The sequence below is a fragment of the Dactylosporangium sp. NPDC048998 genome, from assembly GCF_043197855.1.
Classification (GTDB): domain Bacteria; phylum Actinomycetota; class Actinomycetes; order Mycobacteriales; family Micromonosporaceae; genus Dactylosporangium.
Genome location: NZ_JBICTV010000047.1, coordinates 17,256 through 38,829, shown reverse-complemented (window position 1 = coordinate 38,829; position 21,574 = coordinate 17,256). Strand labels below are relative to the sequence as shown.

Below are 21,574 nucleotides of genomic sequence, written 5' to 3'. Positions count from 1 at the left end.
AGTGACTTCCCCGTTTCGTGAGCAGTAGTTGACGACGGACGGCGCCACCGGCGTCACCTCAGGGTGAGCGCGAAGCACCCCCAGTTGTCGCCGGCCTGTGCGAGGAGTTTCCATGTTCCGTTGGTGGGGAGTGGTATGCCGCTCGGGTACAGCGGATCCCCTGCGTCGTTGTACGCCAGCGAACCGGCACTGTAGGTCTCGACCTGGCCACTGGCGGACGTTGCGGTGATGGTCAACGCGGCGTTTGGCTGCGGGTGAGCGGGAACCCAGAAGATTTTTCCTATGTTGGGACCGAGGTTCGGCTCCCATTGCTTTCGGTAATGGACGAAGTCTCCTGCGATGAAGTCGCCGGAGCGCACGAGCGGGGCGTCGTCCGGTACCGTGACGCACTCGCGCCGACTGCTTCCGGGCAGGTTCTGTTCAGAGAGCGGTACCGGTGATTGTCGCTCCTGCGGACCGGGCGTGCCTGCCGTTGTCGTCGCCGCGTTGCTCGGGATGAGGGTGGGTTGACGGTTCGTTCTGCCGGTGCAACCGGGCATTGCCGCAAGGGCCAACCCGGCGAGTGCGGCGAGCAGGAGTCTTCTCACGGTTCCACCCCTACCGCGATGGTGCGGCATTCTCAACCGCCGATTCGCCGTCCCACGGACTCCGCGCGACCGCCTGCGCGTTGACTGGATCATCTACCCTGCGTCCATGGCCTACGGGTACCAAGTGCCGCAGCCGCCCAGGCGGCGGACGCTGCGCACCGTGTTGATCGTCGTCGGTGTGGTGGTCGTGCTGTGCTGCGGCGTGCTCGGGGTCGGCGGCTACTTCCTGTTCAAGTCGGTCACCGAGGCGACCGGGCCGGCGAAGCAGGCCGCCGAGGCGTTCGTGGGTGACCTGGAGAGCGGCGACGTCGACGCGGCGTACGAGCTGCTGTGCAGCGGTACGCGCGGCAAGTACACGAGCGAGGCGTTTGCCGACGGGGTGGCCAAGCAGCCGAAGATCCGCAGCCACACGGTGCGCGGCGTCAACGTGGGCAACTACAACGGCCGGACCACGGCAACGGTGAGCATGGGCCTCACGCTCGACAGCGGCTTCACCGACCAGCACACGTTCCCGCTGGTGCAGGAGGACGGCGCCTGGAAGGTGTGCGGCCAGCCGTACTGACTGGGTCACGCACGCAGGGTTAGTACCAGTCGATGGCCGCCACCTCGACCGGGCCGGTGAGCCTTGCCGGCTCGATCGGTCGCAGGGCCGATGCGGTGAAGGCGTCGGTGGCGGCCTCGAGCGCGGCTCGAGTGGCCAGGACTTCGCCGTTGCCCGCCACCGCGCCGATCCGCGTCGCGACGCGGGTGGCGGCGCCGGCCCGTTCGGGGCTGCCCGCGGTGTGTACGGCGATGCGGACCCGGGGCGCGAAGCCGTGGTTTCGACGGTGATCGGCCAGGTCGCGCTGGATGCCGCACGCGCAGTTGAGGGCATCGGCGGCGTCCGCGAAGCTCGCGAGGTACACCTCGCCCTCTCGGCTGATCTCGGCAGCTCCGTGCTCGCCGCAGATCGACCGCAGGGTGCGGTCAAGCCATCGCGTCAGGGTGTCGACCGCCGCCTCGTCGAGCAGCTCGGCCATTGACGTGACGTCGGCGCTGGCGATGTACACGATGGTGGGCGCGGCCGGGCGCGACGGCGGCTGGGTCGGGGTTGCGGCGCCGACCGCGGCCGGGCCCTGCGCCTTGACGAGGTCCTCCAGGTCGGCGTCGGCTCCCCGCCGGGTGGCCTGCTGGAGCTCCTCGGCGCCCAGGCTGGCCAGCAGCCGGCCCTGAACCGTTTCCTGGGCCTGCCGCTTCGCGGTCGGCGCCGCCCCACCGAGCAGGTCGCGTTGCGCGGCTGCCGCCCCGAACAGGACGGCCGCCCGCACGTCGTCACCGTTGGTGAGTGAGATCTGGGCCAGGCCGTCCAGGCTGGCGGCGATCCCACCGCGGTGTCCCAGGCGCATGCACAGTTCGAGCGCGCTGCGGAAGGCTTGTCCGGCGGCGTCGCGGTCACCGCGGTCCAGCAGCAGTCCGCCGGTCGCCTGCAGGGCCGATGCCTCGCCTTCCCGATAGCCGATCGCACGGTAGCGGGCCAGCGCCTCCTCGACCGGCGCTCCCGCCCGGTCGGGCCGGCCGCGTTGCCGGAGGATCGAGCCGAGGATGTCGAGGGCGAAGCCGAGCGCGGTGTCTTCGCCGACGAGCCGCGCGACGACCAGCGCCGCCTCGGCGGTCGACTGTGCCGCGGGCAGTTGCGGCGTATCTCGCTGTACCCGGGCAAGGTGCGCCAGCGCGATGGCCTCGCGCCACCGGTCCTTCGCGGCGCGCAGCGCGTCGACGGCCTGCTCGAGATGGGCGGTGGCCGCCGGCAGGTCGCCGCGCGTCCAGGCGATCATCCCCATCCGGGTCAGCGCGTCGCCCTCCCATCGCCGGTCCGCGCGGCCGTGGGCGAGCCGGAGCTGCTCGGCGGCCAGTGCGTGGGCGGTGTCGATCTCGCCCAGCCCGAGGCGGAGCAGGGTTGCCGCCGCCAGCAGCGGCATGCGCAGCTCGGGCTCGGACGCGGAAACCCCGCGCAGTCCGGCGTCGATCCAGTGCAGCCCCTCGGTGCGAGCGCCCGCCAGGTCCCAGGGGTGCCACAGCAGCGCCGCCATCCGAGCGCCGAGCCGCGCGTCGCCGTCCGGGCCGAACGCCCACCGCAGGGCGGCGCGCAGGTTCTCGTTCTCCGCACGGATTCGTTCGAGCCATGGCATCGAGCCGGCCTGGTACAAGTACCGCTCCGCCTGCTCGATCCAGGCGAGGTGGTGCCGCGCGTGGCGTTCGGCCGTCGCCGCGGCCTCGCCCCGGTGCGCGAGCCGGGCCCGCGCGTACTCGCGCAGCGGTTCGAGCATCCGGTAGCGGCTCCGCTCGGCCGCGATCTGCTCCAGTTGAACCAGTGACCGCGACACGAGGCCGGACAGCAGCGCGGCGACGCTGCGCCGGGGAAGCCGCGCATCGCCGGCGATCACCTCGGCGGCGTCCAGCGTGAACCCGCCCGCAAACACCGACAGCCGCTCGAACAGCAGTTGTTCGGGCTCGGTGAGCAGGTCGTAGCTCCACCGCACGGCGGTGTCCAGGCCGCGATGCCGGTCGGGGAAGTCCTCGCTTCGGGCATCCAGAAGCCGGTGCTGGTGGTCGAGCCGGTCGACGATGTGGTGGAGCGGAAGCGCCGCGACCCGGCTCGCCGCCAGCTCGATGGCGAGCGGCATCCCGTCGAGCCGGTGACAGATGTCGCGTACCAGACCCACGTTGGCTTCGGTCACCCGGAAGTCCGGGCGGGCGGTCGCCGCTCGCGCCCCGAACAGCCACACCGCCGGGCTTGCGGCCGCACGCTCCCACGTGGTGTCCGGGCCGGGCACCGGCAGGGGAGACAGGGGCAGGATCGTCTCGCTGGGCAGGCCGAGGCGTTCCCGGCTGGTCGCCAACACGCGCGGCTGCGTGCTCGCCGTCACCACCGCGTTGGCGAGCCGGCCGCAGGCGTGCAACAGATGCTCGCAGTTGTCCAGAATGAGCAGCGCCCTGCGGCGGGCCAGCGCCCCGGTGACGGTGTCCAGCAGGCGTACACCCGGCTCGGCCCGGACGCCGAGTGCGTCGGCCACCGCCTGGGGCACCAGCTCCGCCGTCGTGAGCAGCGCGAGATCGACGAACCAGATCCCGGCGGGGAACCGCTGCGTCATCGAGCGTGCGACCTCGATGGCGAGGCGGCTCTTGCCGATGCCGGCCGCACCCACCAAGGTCACCAGCCGTTGGCCGTCGAGGAGGGCGGCCAGCCGGTCGCGCTCCCGTTCCCGGCCGACGAAGACGCCGAGCGGACGCGGCAGCGTCGGTCGGGCCCGGGCCGCGCCGGGTGGATCCAGGGAAGGGTGGTGCTGCAGCACCGCACGCTGCAGGTCCTCCAGTTCCGGTCCCGGCAGGACGCCGAGCTGTTCGCCGAGGAGGCGGCGGGCCGTCCGGTATGCGGTCAGTGCCTCGGCCTGCCGGCCGCATCGGTAGAGCGCGACCATGAGCTGGGCCCACAGCCGTTCCCGCAACGGGTGCTGCTGCACCAGGGTCTCGAGCTCGCCGACGAGGTCGGCGTGCGCGCCGAGGGCGAGATCGGCGTCCGCCCTCGCCACCAGAGCGTCGAGCCGAAGCTCCTCGAGCCGGTGAGCGGCGTCGGGGACGAAGGGTGCGTCGACCCCGGCCAGGGCGGGCCCGCGCCACAGCGACAGGGCCTGCGCCAGCAGCGGCGAGGCGCGCCGGGGATCGTCCCGGACGTGGCGGCGGCCCTCCGCCACGAGCCGTTCGAAGCGCATCGCGTCCACCTGCTCGGGCATCACCCGCAGCGTGTAGCCGCCGACGTGGGTCACCAGCGCCCGCGGCCGGTTCGCCCCGGGACGCTGCTCCAGGGCCCGCCGAAGCCCCGCGACCGAACCGTGCACGATCGTCGCCGCGGAGGCGGGCGCGGCCTCTCCCCACAGCAGGCCGATCAGCCGCTCGACCGACAGCGGCGCACCGGGATGGAGGAGCAGTGCGGCGAGGAGTGCATGGTGCCGCGGCGGCCCGAGCGGTACGTCGCCCGCGTCGTCGATCACCGTGACGTGCCCGAGGATCCGGAACTCCACGCTCGGAACCCTCCCCTGGTCGCTGTCTGCGGCGCGGCGTCTAGTCCGTATTTAGCCGCCCGGCCAAGACTGTTTGGAGGCTAGGGAAAGGAGCAGGCCGGTGGATCCTCGGACGGACAGCGCCCGGGCGGCGGGTGAGGCGGCTCGAGAGCTTCGCGACACCTTCCGCGGAGACCTCCTGTTGCCGCGCGACCAACGATACGAGACCGCGCGCCGGGTGTGGAACGGCAGCATCGACCGGTATCCGGGGCTCATCGCTCGCTGCGCCGACACCGGCGACGTCATCGCCGCGCTCCGCGCCGCGCGCCGGCACGGCCTGGAGGTGGCCGTGCGCGGTGGCGGCCACAGCATCGCCGGCCATGGCGTCGCCGACGGGGCCGTCACGATCGACCTGTCGCGGATGGCGACCGTCCAGGTCGACGCGGATGCCCGGCGGGTCACGGTGCAGGCCGGCAGCCTGCTCTCCGGGGTCGATCGAGAGACCCAGCGGCACGGGCTGGCGGTCACCAGCGGCTTCGTGTCGCACACCGGGGTCGCCGGCCTGACCCTGGGCGGCGGGTTCGGCTGGATGGCCCGCAAGCACGGCCTTGCCTGCGACAACCTCCGCTCCGCCCGGGTCGTCCTCGCCGACGGCAGCCACGCGGTCGCCGGCATGGAGGACGACGCCGACCTGCTCTGGGCGTTGCGCGGCGGCGGCGGGAACTTCGGCATCGTCACCTCGTTCGAGTTCGACCTCCACCGGGTCGGGCCGATGGTGACCACCGGCGCCGGCCTCTACGACCTCGACGACGGGCGGAAGGTGCTGGAATTGTTCCGGGAACTCGCCGCGGAGGCGACCGACGAGACCACCTGGGCCGCGTCCGTCTGGGACGTCGAACCCGGCTCGTCGCTTCCCCAGGAATACCACGGCAAGCCCGTGGTGTCGCTCGCTTTCGTCCACATCGGCGACGTCGAGCACGGCGTGGCGACGGGCCGCCGGCTGCGAGGCGTGGCACAGCCGCTCGACGAGACGGTCGGCCCGGTGCCGTACCTGGAGGTGCAGACCAGCAACGACGCCGCCTGGAGCCACGGGATGCGCCGGTACTGGAAGTCCCACTATCTGTGGGAGCTACCGGATGCCGCGATCGACACCTTCCTGGCCCGTGGCACCGCGACACTTGGCGGAGGCGCATCCGTTGCCGGGTCCCTGCTGGCCCGGGGCGGCGCCATCGGCCGGACCGGCGAACACGACTCCGCGGTAGGTCACCGCGGTGCCCTGTTCGAGTTCATGGCCTCCACGGGCTGGGCCGATCCGGACGAGGACGAAACCCGCCGCAGTGACGTCCGGACCTTCGCCGACCGGATGGCCCGCTTCGGCCGAGGCGTGTACGTCAACAACCTCGACATCGAAGGCGAGGATCGCGTCCGCGACGCGTACGGCGTGCAGAAGTACCAGCGGCTCGCTGCCCTCAAAGCCCGCTTCGACCCCGACAACGTTTTCCACCTCAACCAGAACATCCGCCCCGCCACAGCGTCGGCCGCGCGTTTACCGCACTCCGCCACCGAGACCTGAGTTCGACGAGCAGATGTCCACCCGCCGCCGGCCATCCCCGGCAAGGGGTTCGAGGATCCGCGGCACTCGAGCGGCAACAGCGGAGCCGGAGCCACGAAATCGAACTACGCTTGCTTGGTGCACGTCGGTTCGCGGTCACGATTGGTGCGGCCGACACCCCCGTCCCGCAGGGTCGGGATTTCGGTCGCCGTCCTGATGATCGTGGTAGAGACGGTTCTGCTCTACCCGCTGCGATCGGTCGTGGCACCGCTGTCCCCGGGCATGATCTACATCATCGGCGTGCTGGTGGTCGCGATGGTGTGGGGGATGTGGCTGGGCATGGCCACGGCGGCGGCGAGTGCCTTCGCCTTCGCCGTCTTCCACGTCCCGCCCTTCGGCAGGGTCGCCGTCTCGAATGTCCAAGAGCTGGCCGAGGTGGTGGCCTTTTTCGTCGTCGCGATGGCCACGAGCGTCATCGCGAACGTGTTTCGGCTGCGGATCGTGCAGGCGGAGGAGTCCGACCTCACCGCTGAGATGGCCCGGTTGCTGCTGCACTCGGACGATCTCCCGGGGGTGCTGCCCGCGGTCGCGCACCGCATCGCGGACACGCTCGAACTGCCGGATGCCGTGATCGATCGCGCCGCCGTCGCCGACGATGACCGGCAGTGGGCGTTTCCGCTGCGTGTCGGCGCTACCTCGCTGGGCACCCTACGCGTGCCGCGCGGGGTGCCCGAGCCCACGGTGCAGCGTCTGCGGGAGCGCGTCGCGCCGTCGCTCGCGTCGCTGCTGCAGGCCGGGCACGAACGCGCGGCCATGGTGGACTCGCTGGAAGCGAGCCGGAGGCAACTCCGCCGGCTCGCCACCGAACAGGCCGCGCTGCGGCGGGTGGCGACGCTCGTGGCGCAAGGCGGAAATCCAAACGGGGTCTTCGACGCGATCACCACGGAGCTGTACCGGCTGCTGGCGAAGGACACTCTGCAGGGTTCGTACACGACGTGGCTGCTTCGCTACGGAGCCGACGGCATGGTCAGCGTCGTGTCGAGCAGCCTCACCGGTCTGCGGCCGGAGCAGATGCACTGGTCGTGGGAGGGCGAGAACGTCCTGGCGCTGGTGTGGGACACCGGCCGGGCCGCCCGGATGGACAGCTTCGAGGGTGCCATCGGTCCAGCCGCCGCGGTGGCACGTCAGCTGGGTATCCGCTCCGCGGTCGGGGTCCCGATCGCCGTCGAAGGCCAGCTGTGGGGCGTGGCTGCCGTCGCGTCGGGCCGGGCCGATCCGCTGCCACCCGATACGGAGCGGCGTGTCGCGAACTTCGTGGACCTTGCCGCCACCGCGATCGCCAACGCCGACAACCGGGCCGAGCTCGTCGCATCCCGCGCCCGGCTCGTCGTCGCCGCGGACCAGGCGCGCGAGCGGATCGAGCGCGACCTGCACGACAGCGCGTTGCAGCAAGCCATCGGGATCGGGCTGCGGCTGGGTCTTGTGCAGGCCAGTCTGCCGCCCGAACTGGAGCAGGCCAGGACGGAACTGTCGAACGCCGTGTACGGCCTGAACCACGTCGTGGACAACATGCGCGAGCTCTCGCGGGGCATCCATCCGACGCTGCTCGCCGCGGGCGGGCTGCAGCCCGCGATCAGGTCGCTTGCCCGCAAATCATCGGTACCGGTTGAACTCGACACCCACGCCGACGAGCGCATGGCGCCGGTCGTCGAGGTCGCCGCCTACCACGTCGTTTCCGAAGCGCTGACGAACGCGGCCAAGCATGCCCACGCCTCCGTCGTGCAGGTGCAGGCGGCGACGCAGGACGACGCCCTGTGCCTGTCCATCCGCGACGACGGTGTCGGAGGCGCCGACCCCCGTCGCGGGTCCGGCCTCACCGCCCTGCGGGACCGGGTCGAGGCGCTCGGTGGACACCTGAGCGTCACCAGCCCCACCAACGGCGGCACATTGCTGGAGGCCACCATCCCGATCGCGCCCCCCGAGCCGTGCCCGCTCGGCGTTCGGCCTCCTGGCGAGGCACACCCCTAGTAAGCACCGGTAACGGCGGCGTTGCTTTCAGCTACGCCGGCTTGTGACGGTGTGACGTGACCGAAATGGGACGGACCGGCACGGGCGTCGCACAGTACGATCTGGCGGACCACAACCCAATCAGGAAGAACTCGATGAAGCTTGCATGGGGACGGGCCGCGACGCTGATCGTCGCGGCTTCCGTCATGTTCGGGGCCGGTGCCTGCGGCAACAACAGCAGTGACAGTGGCACGCCCGCCGCCGTGGCGACCAGCTCCAAGGCGCCGGAGCCGAAGGACGTGCTGCTGGGCTCGCTGGCGGAGTACGACAAGGGTGTGTACGCGGTGGAGTTCACCGCACTCAACGGCTCCGGGCAGGCCACGATCGATGGGCCCAAGAAACAGGCCTACCTCAAGATGATCTCCACCGATCCCGACGCGAAGTTCACGATGGAGGTGCTCCTGATCGATCCGGACGCCTTCGTGAAGATGGACATGGGTGAGCTGGCCAAGCTGCCCGGGATGCAGCTGCTGAACGGCAAGACCTGGATGCACGTCGATCGCTCCAAGATCAAGGACGCCGAGAGCCTGGGCTTGAAGGACAACGAGACCGACATGCTCGACATCAAGGCGCTGCTGCAGAGCGCCCAGTCGGTGCAGTCGGCCGGCGACCACAAGTACAGCGGCACCCTCGACCTCGCCAAGGGCGAGAACTCGCCGATGACCGACACCGACGTCGTCAAGGCGCTCGCGGACAAGGCGGCCAGCGTGCCGTTCACCGCGACCCTCGACGCCGACGGGCACCTCACCGACCTGCTCATCGACGTGCCGGCCGCGGGCGACAAGAAGGCACACCAGCTCAAGCTGACCATCACCGAGTACGGGACCGCCAAGATGCCGGACAAGCCCACCGGCAAGGCCGTGGTCGAGGCCCCGGCCAACCTGTACGACATCTTCAACGGCTGATTCCACCGGCCCGGCGGCGCCGCATCCCGATGCGAGCGCCGCCGGCACCGCCGCATCCCGATGCGAGCGCCGCCGGCACCGCCGCATCCCGATGCGAGCGCCGCCGGCACCGCCGCAGGCGCTAGACCGGTGCGGTTGTCAAGAGGTCGGCCACGTCGCACTCCTCCCACTCCGGTGGCACGGCAGCGAGGGCGTCCGCCAGTGCCGCCGGTCCGAGGTAGCCGGAGTGCGCCCCGTCGACAGCGCGCACGCCGTATCGCTGCCAGCGCACCGGGACGATGCGGGTGTGGCCGGGCGCGGGTCGGACGTTGCCCAGCAGCGGCGCGCCGGGGAGGTCGGGCAATGGCCGTCCGGCGAGCCCGGCGAGCAGCGGCTGCACGAGCGTGCAGGCGGCGACGAGGGCGGCGAATGGATTGCCGGGTATCCCGACGAGCCAGCAAGCTTCAGCTCGGGCGAGGATTTGCGGGTGCCCCGGGCCGGCAGGCGACGCCGTCGACGTGGACGGCCGCGTCGATCGTCCGCAGCGCCCGCCGGAGGCCGTCGGCCGGACCGACCGAGGTGGAGCCGCACACGATCGTGACGTCGGTGTCGGCGAGGGTCTCGCCGATGGCATCGACGAGAGCCTCGACCGGCTGGTCCGGCACGTGCCGGAGGCGGACGTCGGCCACACCCCACGTCGCCAGCAGACCGGTGAGCGCCGGGCCGATGGCGTCCCGGACCTTCCCGTGCGGCGGCGTTCCGTGCGTGACGATCTCATCGCCGGTGATCAGGAGTCGTACTCTCGGATGTGCCCGAACGGTGACGGTGTCCACGCCGGCGCTGGCCGCTAGCCCGATGGCGGCCGGGGTCAGGGCGTGTCCGGCCGACAGGAGCTGTTCAGGCCGAGGGTCCGGCCGAGAGCACGGTCCAGTGGCACTTGCTGCACGGCAAGTGGCTCCGGGAGGCTGTGCGCCAGCGTCCGAGCCCGGCACCAGGGCATCGCCGGATTTGATTGCCACGTGTTCGCGGTGAGCCTGCTCATCTACAGCTTCCCTGTCAGCCGATCAGGACGAGCCCGGTGAGTGACAGGCTCGCCAGCACCATCGTGCCGAGCGCCCCGGCGCTGAGCGCGCGCCAACCGCCCCGGGCGATGTTCCTCAGGTCGACCGCGGTGCCGAGGGCGAACATCGCCGCGGCAAGCATGAGGCCCGACGCGGTCGCTGCGCTGTGGAGGACCACGCCCGGCACCAGGCCGGCGCTGCGTACCGCGGCCATGGCCATGAAGCCGACGACGAACCAGGGCAGGATCGGCGGGCGCGTGCCGTCGGCGGCGGCGTTGCGGCGGGTCGCGGCGACGACGGCGACGAGCGGCGCGAGCAGGACGACCCGGCACAACTTCGCCACGACCGCGACGGTCAGCGCCGCCGTGCCGGCCATGCCGCCGATCGCCACCACCTGGCCGACCTCGTGCACGCTCATGCCGGCCCACAGGCCCAGCGTCGTCTCGTCCAGCCCGAGCAGCACCCCGAGCGCCGGCAGCGCGGCCAGGCAGAGCGTGCCGAGCACGGTCACCACCGTGACGGCGGTGACCACGTCCTCCTCGTCTCCGTCGGTGACCTGCTTCATCGCGGCTACGGCCGAGGCGCCGCAGATTGAGACGCCGGTGGCGACCAGCAGTGCGCGTGCCGGGCTCAGGCCCAGCAGACGCCCGCACCAGCGGGTGACCACGAAGGCGGTCACGACGCTGAGCAGGATGACGGCGACGGCGCCGACGCCGAGCTGCCGGATGTCCGAGAGGGCCAGCTGCAGGCCGAGCAGGACCACCCCGGCTCGCAGCAGCGTCCGTGACGCGAACGCGAGCCCGTCCCGCAGCCGGCTGTGGTAGCCGCCGAGGCCGCGGACGAGAATGCCGAGCACGACCGCCACCACCACCGGGCTGGCCGCGCTGCCGACGCTGCGGTTGACGGCGTACCCGACGGCGGCCGCGGCGGCCGCGGCGAGCAGGCCGGGGGCCGCGGCGCGGATGCGTCGCGTCCCGTCGGTGACCCGGCTCGTCCGTTCCTCGATGGACACCTGGCAGCCCCTCCTTCCACGTCCGCCGGACGTCGGCGGCCGTCTGCCGCCGGGTGGTGCTTTCAGGCTTTACCCGCCGACGCGGGGCGAGTAGCCGTCGGTCGCGCGCCACCTCATAGCCTGTGGCTATGAGTGGACTTCCCGATCTGGAGTCACTGCGGCTGCTCGTGCGGGTGGCGGAGCTGGGCAGTCTCGGCCAGGCTGCCCGGGCGATGGGGATGACCCAGCCGTCGGCGACGAAGCGACTCGCCTCGCTGGAACGCCGGGCGGGCCTGCCGCTGCTGGTGCGGACGCCCCGCGGCTCGGGGTTGACGAACGACGGCCGGGTGGTGGTGGACTGGTCGGTGCGGCTGCTGGAGGCCGCCGACGAGTTCCAGGCCAGCCTGACCGCGCTCCGGGAGGCGCGGGCGGCCCAGTTGCGCGTCGCCGCGAGCATGACGGTCGCCGAGGCGCTGCTGCCGGGCTGGCTGTACAAGCTGGGGTTGCGCGAGCCGGACGTGCGGGTCGGCCTGACCGTCGTCAACTCCGCGGAAGTGGCCCGGCTGCTGCTGGCCGGCGAGACCATCGACATCGGGTTCGTGGAGGGTCCGTCGGTCCCGGCCGGGCTCGGGCACCGGCCCGTGGGCTACGACGAGCTCATCGTGGTGGTGGCTCCGCGGCATCCGTGGGCGCGCCGCCGCCGGCCGTTGCAGGCGAGCGAGCTGGCCGCCACCCGGCTGGTCGTGCGGGAGGTCGGCTCCGGCACGCGGGACACGCTCGAGCTCGCCCTGCGCCGGCTCGACCCGGTGCCCGCCCAGCTGGCGCTCGGCTCCAACGCCGCGGTGAAGGGCGCGGCCATGGCCGGCAGCGCACCGGCGGTGCTCAGCCGGTACGCGGTTGAGGCCGAGTTGGCCGCGGGGCAATTGGTGGCCGTACCCGTGGTGGACCTCTCGCTGGTGCGCACCCTGCGGGCCGTCTGGCCGCGCGGCCGGCGGCTGACCGGCGCGGCCACGGCGTTGTTGCAGGTGATCGACGTGTCACCTCGGCGACGTAGGGACGGTGTGAATTCCATCAGGCCCGCCACGGTCGGGTAGTAGGTGTATCCGGCGTAGGCCAGGTCGCCCGCCGCGATCCTGATGGACCGCGTCGAACTCCAGGTCCCGCCGGTACTGGTCGAACTTGCCCGCCACGAACCAGCCGTCCCGGTCCGTCACCACCGGCCGCAGCCCGTCGACCAGCGCCGACTTGCCCACCCCGGGCGCCCCGCCGACCAGCACCGCGCGGCACCGGCCGTCCAGCGCATCGGTGAACGCCGCCGCCAGCGCCGACACCTCGTCGTCCCGCCCCATCAGCCGCGACGGTGGCCGCAGGCGCAGCGGAACGTCGCGAGCCGACCCGCAGCGCGGCCGCGCCCGGGTGTGCGCCGGCGGACCGCAACCGCTGCAGGTCGTAGATCACGCCGTCGGCCGTCTGGTACCGGTTGTCCGGCTCCCTTCTCCAGCAGGTGCATGATGATCTCGGACAGCCCGGCGGGCAGGGCGCGGTTCGCCTGCGCCGGCGGCACGGGCACACGAGCCAGATGGTCGTGGGTGAGGCGCAACGGGTCGCCGGATCCGAACGGCGGCTCGCCGGTCGCCAGCTCGTACAGCGTCGCACCCAGCGCGTACAGGTCGGCCCGCTGATCCGCAGACCGGCCGGTGCGCCCGGTCTGCTCCGGCGCCAGGTACGCCAACGTCCCGACGATCTCGGTGTGATGCGTGAACTCGGGACGGATCTCGGCGAACGACGTCGCCAGCGCGAAGTCCACCAGGCAGGGGGCGCCGTCGCGGGAGATCAGGATGTTCGCCGGCGTGATGTCGCGATGCGTCACACCGCGGCGGTGCATCCCCGCCACGGCCCGGGCCAACTGCTCCGCGAGCCCGATCAGGTCTCCGGCGGCCAGCGGCTTCGCCCGTCCGGCCCGGCTGGTGCCGCCGACGTCCTCCACCACGATCGACCCCCGGCAGCGTGGCGCCTCCACCAGCTGCGCGACGCCGGCGACGCCACGTAGCCGCCCCAGGATCGCCAGCTCGTGCTGCAGCCGGCGCCCACCGACAGACAGCCTGGTGACGCGTGTGTTTTCGCTCTCGTGCAGCAGCACGTCCCGAACGGGCGGGTCCCGGCCCGACCATTCGACACCCCCAACCTCCGTCCTTTACCCACCATTGTGCGCGGAAGCGACTATTCGCCACCTGCATGACGCCTCCGCGACCGCGATTCGTCAGAAGTCGTCGTCGAAGCTGACCGTGCCGGTGACGCCGACCTGGTAGGCCGAGACGCGCCGCTCGAAGAAGTTCGACAGCTCCTGCACGTCCTGTAGCTCCATGAAGGCGAAGGGGTTCGCGCTGCCGTACAGCAGCGCGATCCCCAGCATGGCGAGCCGCCGGTCGGCGACGTGCTGCAGGTACTCGCGCATGTCCACAAGGGACAGTCCGGAGATGCCCTGTTCGAGCAGGTCGGCGGCGAACTGCACCTCGCACTCCACGGCCTCGGCGAGCATGTCGCGCACCTGCTGGGCCATCTCGTCGTCGAACAGGTCCGGCTCCTCGGCACGGACGGTGTCGACGACGTCGAACGCGAACGCCATGTGCATGGACTCGTCGCGGAACACCCAGTTGGTGCCCGAAGCGAGGCCGTGCAGCAGTCCGCGTGAGCGCAGGTAGTACACGTAGGCGAAGGCGCCGTAGAAGAACAGCCCCTCGATGCAGGCGGCGAAGCAGATCAGGTTGAGCAGCAACGCCCGCCGATCCTCGCGCGTGCGCAGCCGGCGCAGCTCGTGGATCGAGTCGATCCAGCGGAAGCAGAACTCGGCCTTGCGCCGGATCGACGGGATGTTCTCCACGGCCGCGAACGCCGCGAACCGCTCGGACTCGTCGGGCACGTAAGTGTCGAGCAGGTTGAGGTAGAACTGGACGTGCACAGCCTCCTCGAACAGCTGCCGGGACAGGTACAGCCGGCCCTCGGGCGAGTTGACGTGCTGGTAGAGGTTGAGCACCAGGTTGTTGGCGACGATCGTGTCGCCGGTGGCGAAGAACGCGACCAGCCGCGAGACGAGGTGCCGCTCGGCCGGGGTGAGCCGGTCGAGGTCGGGCAGGTCGCTGTGCAGGTCCACCTCCTCGACGGTCCAGGTGTTCTTGATGGCGTCCTTGAACCGGTCGAAGAAGTGCGGGTAGCGCATCGGCCGCAGGGTGAGGTCCATGCCGGGGTCGAGGAGGCTCACTGGCAGGCCTCGCACGACTCGGGGTTCTCCAGCGAGCACGCGACGGCCTCCGCCGGGGCGGCGACGAGCGAGACGGCCGGCGCGGTGATGGAGACCGTCGCCTGCTGGATCCGGGTCGCAGGGCGGGAGCGCAGGTAGTAGGTCGTCTTCAGGCCGGACTTCCAGGCGTGCAGGTACATCGAGGAGAGCTTGCCGATCGTCGGCGCGCTCACGAACAGGTTCAGCGACTGGGACTGGTCGATGTAGGGCGCCCGGGCGGCGGCGAGGTCGATCAGGGCCCGCTGCGGCAGCTCCCACGCCGTGCGGAACAGCTCCCGCACGTCGGCGGGCAGCTCGGCGATGCCCTGCACGGAGCCCTCGGCCCGCTTGATCTGCTCGCGGATCGGCGCGGTCCAGAGCCCGCGGGCCTTGAGCTCGCGCACGAGGTACGTGTTGATCTGCAGGAACTCGCCCGACATCGTCTCGCGCTTGAACAGGTTGGACACCTGCGGCTCGATGCACTCGTAGCAGCCCGCGATCGAGGCGATGGTCGCCGTCGGCGCGATCGCGACGAGCAGCGAGTTGCGCAGCCCGTGCTCGGCGATCCGGGCCCGCAGCGCCGCCCAGCGCTCGGCCTGAGCCGGCTCGGCGCCCCACAGGTCGGGGTGCAGCACACCGCCGGCGGCGCGGGTCTCGGCGTAGGCGGGGTGGGCGCCCAGGCGAGCGGCCAGGTCCGCCGAGGTCTCCAGCGCGGTCAGGAAGATCTCCTCCTGCACGCGGGTGGACAGCTCGCGCGCCGCGGCGGAGTCGAACGGCAGCCGCAGCGCGAAGAACGCGTCCTGCAGCCCCATCAGGCCGAGCCCGACCGGCCGCCAGCGCGGGTTGGACGCGGCCGCCTGCGCCGACGGGTAGTAGTTGATGTCGATGACCCGGTCGAGGAAGACCACTGCGGTGCGCACCGTGTCGCGCAGCTTCTCCCAGTCGACGCCGCCGGTGGTGACGTGCGCGCCGAGGTTGATCGAGCCCAGGTTGCACACCGCCGTCTCGTCGTCGCTGTTGACCTCGACGATCTCGGTGCACAGGTTTGACAGGTGGATGGTGTTGCCGGGCGCCCCGGTCTGGTTGGACAGGCGGTTGGACGGGTCCTTGAAGGTCATCCAGCCGTTGCCGGTCTGCGCGAGGGTGCGCATCATCCTGCCGTACAGATCGCGCGCCTTGACGGTGCGGACCGCCTTCTTCTCGGCGACCCGGTACGCCGCGTCGAAGTCCTCGCCGTAGAGGTCCGGTAGTTCGGGTGCGTCGGAGGGGTCGACCAGGGACCAGTCCTCGTCGGCCTCGACGCGGCGCATGAACTCGTCCGGGATCCAGTTGGCGAGGTTGAGGTTGTGGGTGCGGCGGGCCTCCTCGCCGGTGTTGTCCCGCAGCTCCAGGAACTCCTCGACGTCCGGGTGCCACGGCTCCAGGTACACGCAGGCCGCGCCCTTGCGCCGGCCGCCCTGGTTGACCGCCGCGACCCCGGCGTCGAGGGTCTTGAGGAATGGCACGATCCCGTTCGACCTGCCGTTGGTGCCCCGGATCAGCGCACCCCGCCCGCGCACCCGCGACCACGAGATGCCGATGCCGCCGGAGAATTTCGACAGGCGCGCGACCTGGTGGTAGCGCTCGTAGATCGAGTCGAGCTCGTCACGCGGCGAGTCGACCAGGAAGCACGAGGACATCTGGGTGTGCCGGGTGCCCGAGTTGAACAGCGTCGGCGAGCTCGGCAGGTAGGCGAGGCTGGACATCAGCCGGTAGAAGGCGATCGCCTCGCCCGGGTTCGCCGACAGTCCGCAGGCCACGCGCAGCAGCCAGTACTGCGGCGTCTCCACGACGAGGCGGGTCTCGGGGTGGCGCAGCAGGTACCGGTCGGCGACGGTGCGCAGCCCGAAGTACTCGAAGCGCAGGTCCCCGGCCGGGTCCACGGCGTCGTCGAGCTTGCGGGCGTTGCGGGTCACGAACTCGGCCGTGTCGTCGCCGACGAGCCCCAGCCCGTGCGCGTACGCGATGGACTGGCTGAAGCTCGCCACCCCCTGCCCGCGGACCTCCTTGTCCACGAACGCGGCCAGCAGCCGCGCCGCGAGCTTCGAGTACTGCGGCTCCTCGCCGGTCAGCTCCGCCGCCGTCTGGATCGACAGCCGGTCCAGCTCGGCGGTGGTCGCGCCGTCGTACAGCCCGCTGATCGTCTTCGTGGCGACCCGCAGCGGGTCCACGTCGGCGAGGTCGGCGACCCACCGCTCGACGGCCCGCACGATCTTGTTGACGTCGACCGCCTCGGCGTCGCCGTTGCGTTTCCGGACCCGCATCGCGATCCCCTCTCCTCACACCCATCGGCGAGGTCGCCGGACGCGCGGGGAGACGCCGCCGGAGCCCCGCGGCGGCATGCGGCGCGGGCCCGGCTGATGGCGTCGGCCGTCCCGCGCGGCCTTCGACCGCCGCGCACCGGTCGGTGCGCGGCGCGCTGGCAGGTCTTCGGACTCGCGGGCGTCGTGCTCGTGCCTACTGGCCGTCGCTTCCCAGGCTCGCGCCCAGTGCTTGTGTGACGGCGGTCGTTCCCACTCACCGCTGCGGGGCAGTCCCGGATTCGCACCGGGTTCCCTCTTGCCCCGGCCACCCTGACAGGCGGCCGGACCAGCTGCGGTCAACACCATATATGGGTACGCCTGCGAATGCACAACACCAGATGATGTGCCGGCGTGTCGCGTGTGCTGCGTCACTCCGGCGGGTGGAACCAAACTGGCCGGCTGCGTGACAGCGCGACGCCGGTGAACGTCACAGCGTCACCGGCGTCGATGCGTGAACTTGGGTCGTTCGTCAGCCGTCCGCTCCGGACCGGCTGGACGGTGCGAGGTGCCGGGCGTACGCGTCCGTGGTGAAGAACGGCGGAAGGGACTCCTGCAGCGCGGTGCGCTCGAGGACACCGGCCGCCGCCACGGCGCGGTCGCGGTCCGGCCCCTCGCGCCCCGCGACCAGGTCGGCCAGGGCCTCGGCCAGCAGCGACCGGACCAGATCGTCGGTGACGCAGCCACCCTCGGCGAGCGGCGTGCGGTGGTGCAGCCACTGCCACACCTGGCAGCGGGCGATCTCGGCGGTCGCCGCGTCCTCCATGAGGTTCCACAGCGCCACCGCGCCGGTGCCGCCGAGCCAGGCGTCGACGTACCGCAAGGCCACGGCGACGTTGGACCGCAGTCCGTCGGCGGTGACCTGTCCCGGGGTCTTGTCGACGGCGAGCAGGTCGGTGGCGGTGACCACGACGTCGTCGCGAAGCCGGTCGAGCTGGTTCGGACGGTCGCCCAGGACCGCATCGAACTCGTCCCGGCACACCTCGACCAGGCCCGGGTGGGCGACCCAGGACCCGTCGAACCCGTCGCCGGCCTCACGCTGCTTGTCCGCCCGCACCCGGGAGACGGCCGCCTCGTTGACGTCCGGCGACCGGCTCGGGATGAACGCGGCCATGCCACCGATCGCGTGTGCGCCGCGCCGGTGGCAGGTGCGCACCAGCAGTTCGGTGTAGGCGCGCATGAACGGCACGGTCATGGTGACGTCGGAACGGTCGGGCAGGACGAAGTCCGTCCACTGCCCGAAGTTCTTGATGATGCTGAAGATGTAGTCCCAGCGGCCCGCGTTCAGCCCGGCCGAGTGCTCACGCAGCTCGTACAGGATCTCCTCCATCTCGAACGCGGCGGTGATCGTCTCGATCAGCGTCGTGGCCCGGATGGTGCCCTGCGGCAGGCCCAGATACTGCTGGGCGAAGACGAAGACGTCGTTCCACAGCCGGGCCTCTCGGTGGTCCTCCAGTTTCGGCAGGTAGAAGTACGGCCCTGAACCGGCGTCGAGCTGCCGCCGCGCGCAGTGGAAGAGGTACAGGCCGAAGTCGACCAGGCTGGCCGAGATCGGCCGTCCGTCCACCGCGATCCACTTCTCCACCAGATGCCAGCCGCGCGGCCGGACGACGATCGTGGCCGGGTCGTCGCCGAGGACGTACCGCTTGCCGCGCTCGTCGGTGAAGTCGATCCGCCGATCCAGCGCGTCGATCAGGTTGAGCTGCCCCCCGATGATGTTGTGCCAGGTCGGTGCGGTGGCGTCCTCGAAGTCGGCCAGCCAGACCCGCGCGCCGGAGTTGAGGGCGTTGACGGTCATCTTGCGGTCGGGCGGGCCGGTGATCTCGACCCGCCGGTCGGTCAGCCCCGGCGCGGGTGGTGCCACCCGCCAGGTGGGATCCTGGCGGATCCGGGCGGTCTCCGGCAGGAAGTCGGGCAGCTGGCCGGTGGTAAACCGGGCGCGGCGGGCCCGCCGGGTGTCCAGCAGCGCCGCCCGCCGAGCCGCGAAGCGCTCGTCGAGGGCGACCAGGAAGTCCAGCGCCTCGGCGGTGAGGATCTCGTCGTATCGTTCGGCCGGCGGGCCGATGATCTTGTACCTCATCGGATTCCTTCCGTGGAGACCCCCGCCTTCAGGCGGGGGAGGAAACGGAACCCCTGCGGAGCAGGACAGGAAAGCTGATGCGCCGCCATGGCGGATCGGCGTCTGCCCGCGTGTCACCGCAGGTCCACAAAATAGATCGGCCAAGATGTGAGGCGTGTCCAGGACGGTGAAGCGGGCGTTCAAGTACCGCTGCTACCCGACCGGCGCGCAGGCCGCCGAGCTGGCCCGGACGTTCGGGTGCGTCCGGAAGGTCTACAACCTGGCCCTCGCGGCCCGCACCGAGGCGTGGACGTTGCGGCGGGAGCGGGTCAACTACAACGCGACCTCGGCGATGCTGACCGCGTGGAAGCAGACCGAGGAACTCGCGTTCCTCAACGACGTCTCGTCGGTGCCGTTGCAGCAGGCGTTGCGGCATCTGCAGTCCGGGTTTGCGAACTTTTTCGCCGGCCGGGCCGGCTACCCGAGCTTCAAGTCGAAGAAGAAGTCCCGGCGGTCGGCGGAGTACACCACCAGCGCGTTCCGGTTCCGTGGCGGCAGGCTCATCTTGGCGAAGATGGCCGGGCCGCTGGACATCGTGTGGTCCCGGCCGCTGCCGGAGGGGGCGTCGCCGTCGACGGTGACCGTGTCGCAGGACGCGGCCGGGCGCTGGTACGTGTCCCTGCTCTGCGACGACATGATCCCCGACGCCCCGGCGGTGGACACCGCTGTCGGGGTCGACGCCGGGCTGGACAGCCTCCTCACCCTCTCCACCGGGGAGAAGATCCCCAACCTGCGGCACGAGCGCGCCGACCGGGCGCGGCTGGCCCGCGCCCAGCGGAACCTGGCCCGCAAGGAGAAGGGCTCCAGCAACCGGGCGAAGGCTCGGGTCAAGGTCGCCCGCGTCCATGCCCGGATCGCCGACCGGCGGCGCGACCATCTGCACAAGCTGAGCACTCGGCTCGTTCGTGACAATCAAACGATCGTGATCGAGGACCTGACCGTCCGAAACATGGTCAAGAATCGCACGCTGGCCCGTGCCATCTCGGACGCGGCGTGGCGGCAGTTCCGGACCATGCTGGAGTACAAAGCCGACTGGTATGGCCGCGAGGTGATCGTGGTCGACCGCTGGTACCCGTCCTCCAAACTGTGCTCGGCCTGCGGCGCGCTGGCCGAACAGATGCCGCTCACCGTTCGGAAGTGGACGTGCCGGTGCGGCACCGTCCACGACCGGGACGTGAACGCGGCACGCAACCTTCTGGCCGCCGGGCTGGCGGTGACGGCCTGTGGAGCTGGTGTAAGACCTCAACGGGAGTCCTCCCGGACGGGGCGGTCGGCGGTGAAGCAGGAAACCCCTGGGGCGACCCAGGGAATCCCCTCCCCTTTAGGGAGGGGAGGATGTCAAGCGAACTGCTCCGTCTCGGTGGACCCCCGCAGGGCGGTCGTCTCGGCCGCGGGGTTGAGCACGGTGCTGATCAGGTCGAAGTAGCCCGTGCCGACCTCGCGCTGGTGCTTGACCGCGGTGTAGCCGTCGGCCTCGGCGGCGAACTCCCGCTCCTGCAGCGCGACGTAGGCGGGCATGCCGTCGGCGGCGTAGCCGCGGGCCAGGTCGAACATCGAGTAGTTGAGGGCGTGGAAGCCCGCCAGGGTGATGAACTGGAAGTTGTACCCCATGTGCCCGAGCTCCCGCTGGAACTTCCCGATCGTCGCGTCGTCGAGGTGTTTGCGCCAGTTGAACGACGGCGAGCAGTTGTAGGCGAGCATCTGGTCCGGGAAGCGCCGCTTGATCGCGTCGGCGAACCGGCGGGCGACCTCGAGGTCCGGCGTGCTGGTCTCCATCCAGAGCAGGTCGGCGGACGGCGCGTAGGCCAGGCCGCGGGCGATGCACGCCTCGACGCCGTTGCGGAACCGGTAGAACCCCTCGGCGGTGCGCTCACCCGTGACGAAGGGCCGATCTCGCTCGTCGACGTCGGTGGTCAGCAGCGTCGCGGCCTGCGCGTCGGTGCGCGCGACGATCAGCGACGGCACGCCGGCGACGTCGGCGGCGAGCCGGGCCGCCTGCAGGGTCCGGATGTGCTGCCCGGTGGGGATGAGCACCTTGCCGCCGAGGTGACCGCACTTCTTCTCGGCGGCGAGCTGGTCCTCCCAGTGCACCCCGGCCGCGCCCGCCACGATCATCGCGGTCATCAGTTCATACGCGTTGAGCACGCCACCGAACCCGGCCTCGGCGTCCGCGACGATCGGGGCCAGCCAGTCGGTCTGCGGGTCGGCGCCCTCGGCCGTGCTGATCTGCCCGGCGCGCAGCAGGGCGTTGTTGATCCGGCGGACGACCGCGGGCACCGAGTTGGCCGGATACAGGCTCTGGTCGGGGTAGGTGTGGCCCGCGAGGTTGGCATCCGCGGCGACCTGCCAGCCGGAGAGGTAGATGGCCTTGAGCCCGGCGCGGACCATCTGCACGGCCTGGTTGCCGGTGAGCGCGCCGAGCGCGTGGACGTAGTCCTCGTCGTGCAGCAACTGCCACAGCCGCTCCGCGCCGCGGCGGGCCAGGGTGTGCTCCTCCTGGATGGCGCCGCGTAGTCGCACCACGTCCTGCGGACCGTAGCTGCGCTGTACCCCATGCCATCGCGGGTCGGCTTGCCACTCCTGCCGCAACTGCTCCACTGCGTCCATCGTGTGCCCCCTCGATCGCTGATGGGTTACACCCCCACGGTCACACGGGCGTG

16 protein-coding genes, 1 pseudogene and 1 riboswitch are annotated in these 21,574 nt (G+C 71.3%); of the genes and pseudogenes, 6 read left to right on the top strand and 11 right to left on the bottom strand.

Annotated features, from left to right (window positions below; translation table 11 throughout):
- Window positions 1-53 precede the first annotated feature (53 nt).
- On the bottom strand, window positions 54-587 hold the full coding sequence (locus ACGFI8_RS44205) for a hypothetical protein (RefSeq protein WP_392814136.1): 534 nt from the start codon (window positions 585-587) through the stop codon (window positions 54-56).
- Window positions 588-693: 106 nt separating this feature from the next.
- On the opposite strand from ACGFI8_RS44205, the gene ACGFI8_RS44200 reads away from it, so the two are divergent.
- Window positions 694-1,149 (top strand): hypothetical protein, encoded by a 456-nt coding sequence (locus ACGFI8_RS44200; RefSeq protein WP_392814135.1) that lies wholly within the window; start codon window positions 694-696, stop codon window positions 1,147-1,149.
- A gap of 19 nt (window positions 1,150-1,168) precedes the next feature.
- On the opposite strand, the gene ACGFI8_RS44195 is transcribed toward ACGFI8_RS44200, so the two are convergent.
- On the bottom strand, window positions 1,169-4,645 hold the full coding sequence (locus ACGFI8_RS44195; RefSeq protein ID WP_392814132.1) for a BTAD domain-containing putative transcriptional regulator: 3,477 nt from the start codon (window positions 4,643-4,645) through the stop codon (window positions 1,169-1,171).
- 100 nt (window positions 4,646-4,745) lie between these two features.
- Here ACGFI8_RS44195 and ACGFI8_RS44190 point away from each other — a divergent pair, with 100 nt between their 5' ends.
- The 3 genes from ACGFI8_RS44190 to ACGFI8_RS44180 all read left to right on the top strand — a co-directional run bounded on the left by ACGFI8_RS44190 (window position 4,746) and on the right by ACGFI8_RS44180 (window position 9,148).
- Window positions 4,746-6,197, top strand: a complete 1,452-nt coding sequence (locus tag ACGFI8_RS44190) for an FAD-binding oxidoreductase (protein WP_392814130.1) — start codon at window positions 4,746-4,748, stop codon at window positions 6,195-6,197.
- 195 nt (window positions 6,198-6,392) lie between these two features.
- Complete coding sequence (locus ACGFI8_RS44185) at window positions 6,393-8,204, top strand: DUF4118 domain-containing protein (protein WP_392814128.1); 1,812 nt, start codon at window positions 6,393-6,395, stop codon at window positions 8,202-8,204.
- A gap of 134 nt (window positions 8,205-8,338) precedes the next feature.
- On the top strand, window positions 8,339-9,148 hold the full coding sequence (locus ACGFI8_RS44180) for a hypothetical protein (RefSeq protein WP_392814126.1): 810 nt from the start codon (window positions 8,339-8,341) through the stop codon (window positions 9,146-9,148).
- Between the two features lie 121 nt (window positions 9,149-9,269).
- Here the strand turns inward: ACGFI8_RS44180 and ACGFI8_RS44175 are convergent, their stop codons facing one another.
- From ACGFI8_RS44175 to ACGFI8_RS44165, 3 genes are all read right to left on the bottom strand, one after another.
- Window positions 9,270-9,527 carry a hypothetical protein gene (locus tag ACGFI8_RS44175; RefSeq protein WP_392814123.1) on the bottom strand — a complete coding sequence of 86 codons (258 nt, stop codon included), beginning with the start codon at window positions 9,525-9,527 and terminating at the stop codon, window positions 9,270-9,272.
- 64 nt (window positions 9,528-9,591) lie between these two features.
- Entirely contained in the window at window positions 9,592-9,960 is a 369-nt protein-coding gene (locus ACGFI8_RS44170) for a molybdopterin-binding protein (protein ID WP_392814120.1), read from the bottom strand.
- A 223-nt stretch (window positions 9,961-10,183) separates the two neighbouring features.
- A complete protein-coding gene (locus ACGFI8_RS44165; RefSeq protein ID WP_392814119.1) occupies window positions 10,184-11,200 on the bottom strand; it encodes a YeiH family protein in 1,017 nt (338 codons plus the stop codon).
- A 128-nt stretch (window positions 11,201-11,328) separates the two neighbouring features.
- Between ACGFI8_RS44165 and ACGFI8_RS44160 the strand changes: the two genes are divergently transcribed.
- The gene (locus ACGFI8_RS44160; RefSeq protein ID WP_392814117.1) at window positions 11,329-12,273 is read left to right on the top strand and encodes a LysR family transcriptional regulator; all 945 of its coding nucleotides are present in this window, start codon (window positions 11,329-11,331) and stop codon (window positions 12,271-12,273) included.
- On the opposite strand, the gene ACGFI8_RS44155 is transcribed toward ACGFI8_RS44160, so the two are convergent.
- From ACGFI8_RS44155 to aceB, 5 genes and pseudogenes are all read right to left on the bottom strand, one after another.
- Window positions 12,217-12,528 (bottom strand): AAA family ATPase, encoded by a 312-nt coding sequence (locus ACGFI8_RS44155; protein ID WP_392814114.1) that lies wholly within the window; start codon window positions 12,526-12,528, stop codon window positions 12,217-12,219. The genes ACGFI8_RS44160 and ACGFI8_RS44155 overlap by 57 nt on opposite strands.
- Window positions 12,528-13,319: a serine/threonine-protein kinase gene (locus tag ACGFI8_RS44150; RefSeq protein WP_392814111.1), complete on the bottom strand. Its 792-nt coding sequence runs from the start codon at window positions 13,317-13,319 to the stop codon at window positions 12,528-12,530. Before ACGFI8_RS44150 ends, ACGFI8_RS44155 begins: the two co-directional genes overlap by 1 nt.
- Window positions 13,320-13,439: 120 nt before the next feature.
- Window positions 13,440-14,417 (bottom strand): ribonucleotide-diphosphate reductase subunit beta, encoded by a 978-nt coding sequence (locus tag ACGFI8_RS44145; protein ID WP_392814163.1) that lies wholly within the window; start codon window positions 14,415-14,417, stop codon window positions 13,440-13,442.
- Between the two features lie 17 nt (window positions 14,418-14,434).
- A pseudogene (locus ACGFI8_RS44140) lies at window positions 14,435-16,759 on the bottom strand (ribonucleoside-diphosphate reductase subunit alpha); the annotation flags it as partial.
- A 139-nt stretch (window positions 16,760-16,898) separates the two neighbouring features.
- Window positions 16,899-17,104: riboswitch (cobalamin riboswitch) on the bottom strand.
- Window positions 17,105-17,267: 163 nt separating this feature from the next.
- Complete coding sequence (aceB, locus tag ACGFI8_RS44135) at window positions 17,268-18,875, bottom strand: malate synthase A (protein ID WP_392814108.1); 1,608 nt, start codon at window positions 18,873-18,875, stop codon at window positions 17,268-17,270.
- 154 nt (window positions 18,876-19,029) lie between these two features.
- Here aceB and ACGFI8_RS44130 point away from each other — a divergent pair, with 154 nt between their 5' ends.
- A complete protein-coding gene (locus tag ACGFI8_RS44130) occupies window positions 19,030-20,340 on the top strand; it encodes an RNA-guided endonuclease InsQ/TnpB family protein (RefSeq protein ID WP_392814106.1) in 1,311 nt (436 codons plus the stop codon).
- Here ACGFI8_RS44130 and aceA read toward each other — a convergent pair.
- A complete protein-coding gene (gene aceA / locus ACGFI8_RS44125; protein ID WP_392814102.1) occupies window positions 20,253-21,521 on the bottom strand; it encodes an isocitrate lyase in 1,269 nt (422 codons plus the stop codon). The two genes, ACGFI8_RS44130 and aceA, sit on opposite strands and share 88 nt — an antisense overlap.
- Window positions 21,522-21,574: the final 53 nt, after the last annotated feature.

What these genes read in the sequence shown, in the direction of transcription:
- aceA (WP_392814102.1), bottom strand. Translation starts at nt 21,521, where the DNA reads ATGGACGCAGTGGAGCAGTTGCGGCAGGAGTGGCAAGCCGACCCGCGA.
- ACGFI8_RS44155 (WP_392814114.1), bottom strand. Translation starts at nt 12,528, where the DNA reads ATGGGGCGGGACGACGAGGTGTCGGCGCTGGCGGCGGCGTTCACCGAT.
- aceB (WP_392814108.1), bottom strand. Translation starts at nt 18,875, where the DNA reads ATGAGGTACAAGATCATCGGCCCGCCGGCCGAACGATACGACGAGATC.
- ACGFI8_RS44185 (WP_392814128.1), top strand. Translation starts at nt 6,393, where the DNA reads ATGATCGTGGTAGAGACGGTTCTGCTCTACCCGCTGCGATCGGTCGTG.
- ACGFI8_RS44180 (WP_392814126.1), top strand. Translation starts at nt 8,339, where the DNA reads ATGAAGCTTGCATGGGGACGGGCCGCGACGCTGATCGTCGCGGCTTCC.
- ACGFI8_RS44145 (WP_392814163.1), bottom strand. Translation starts at nt 14,417, where the DNA reads ATGGACCTCACCCTGCGGCCGATGCGCTACCCGCACTTCTTCGACCGG.
- ACGFI8_RS44160 (WP_392814117.1), top strand. Translation starts at nt 11,329, where the DNA reads ATGAGTGGACTTCCCGATCTGGAGTCACTGCGGCTGCTCGTGCGGGTG.
- ACGFI8_RS44200 (WP_392814135.1), top strand. Translation starts at nt 694, where the DNA reads ATGGCCTACGGGTACCAAGTGCCGCAGCCGCCCAGGCGGCGGACGCTG.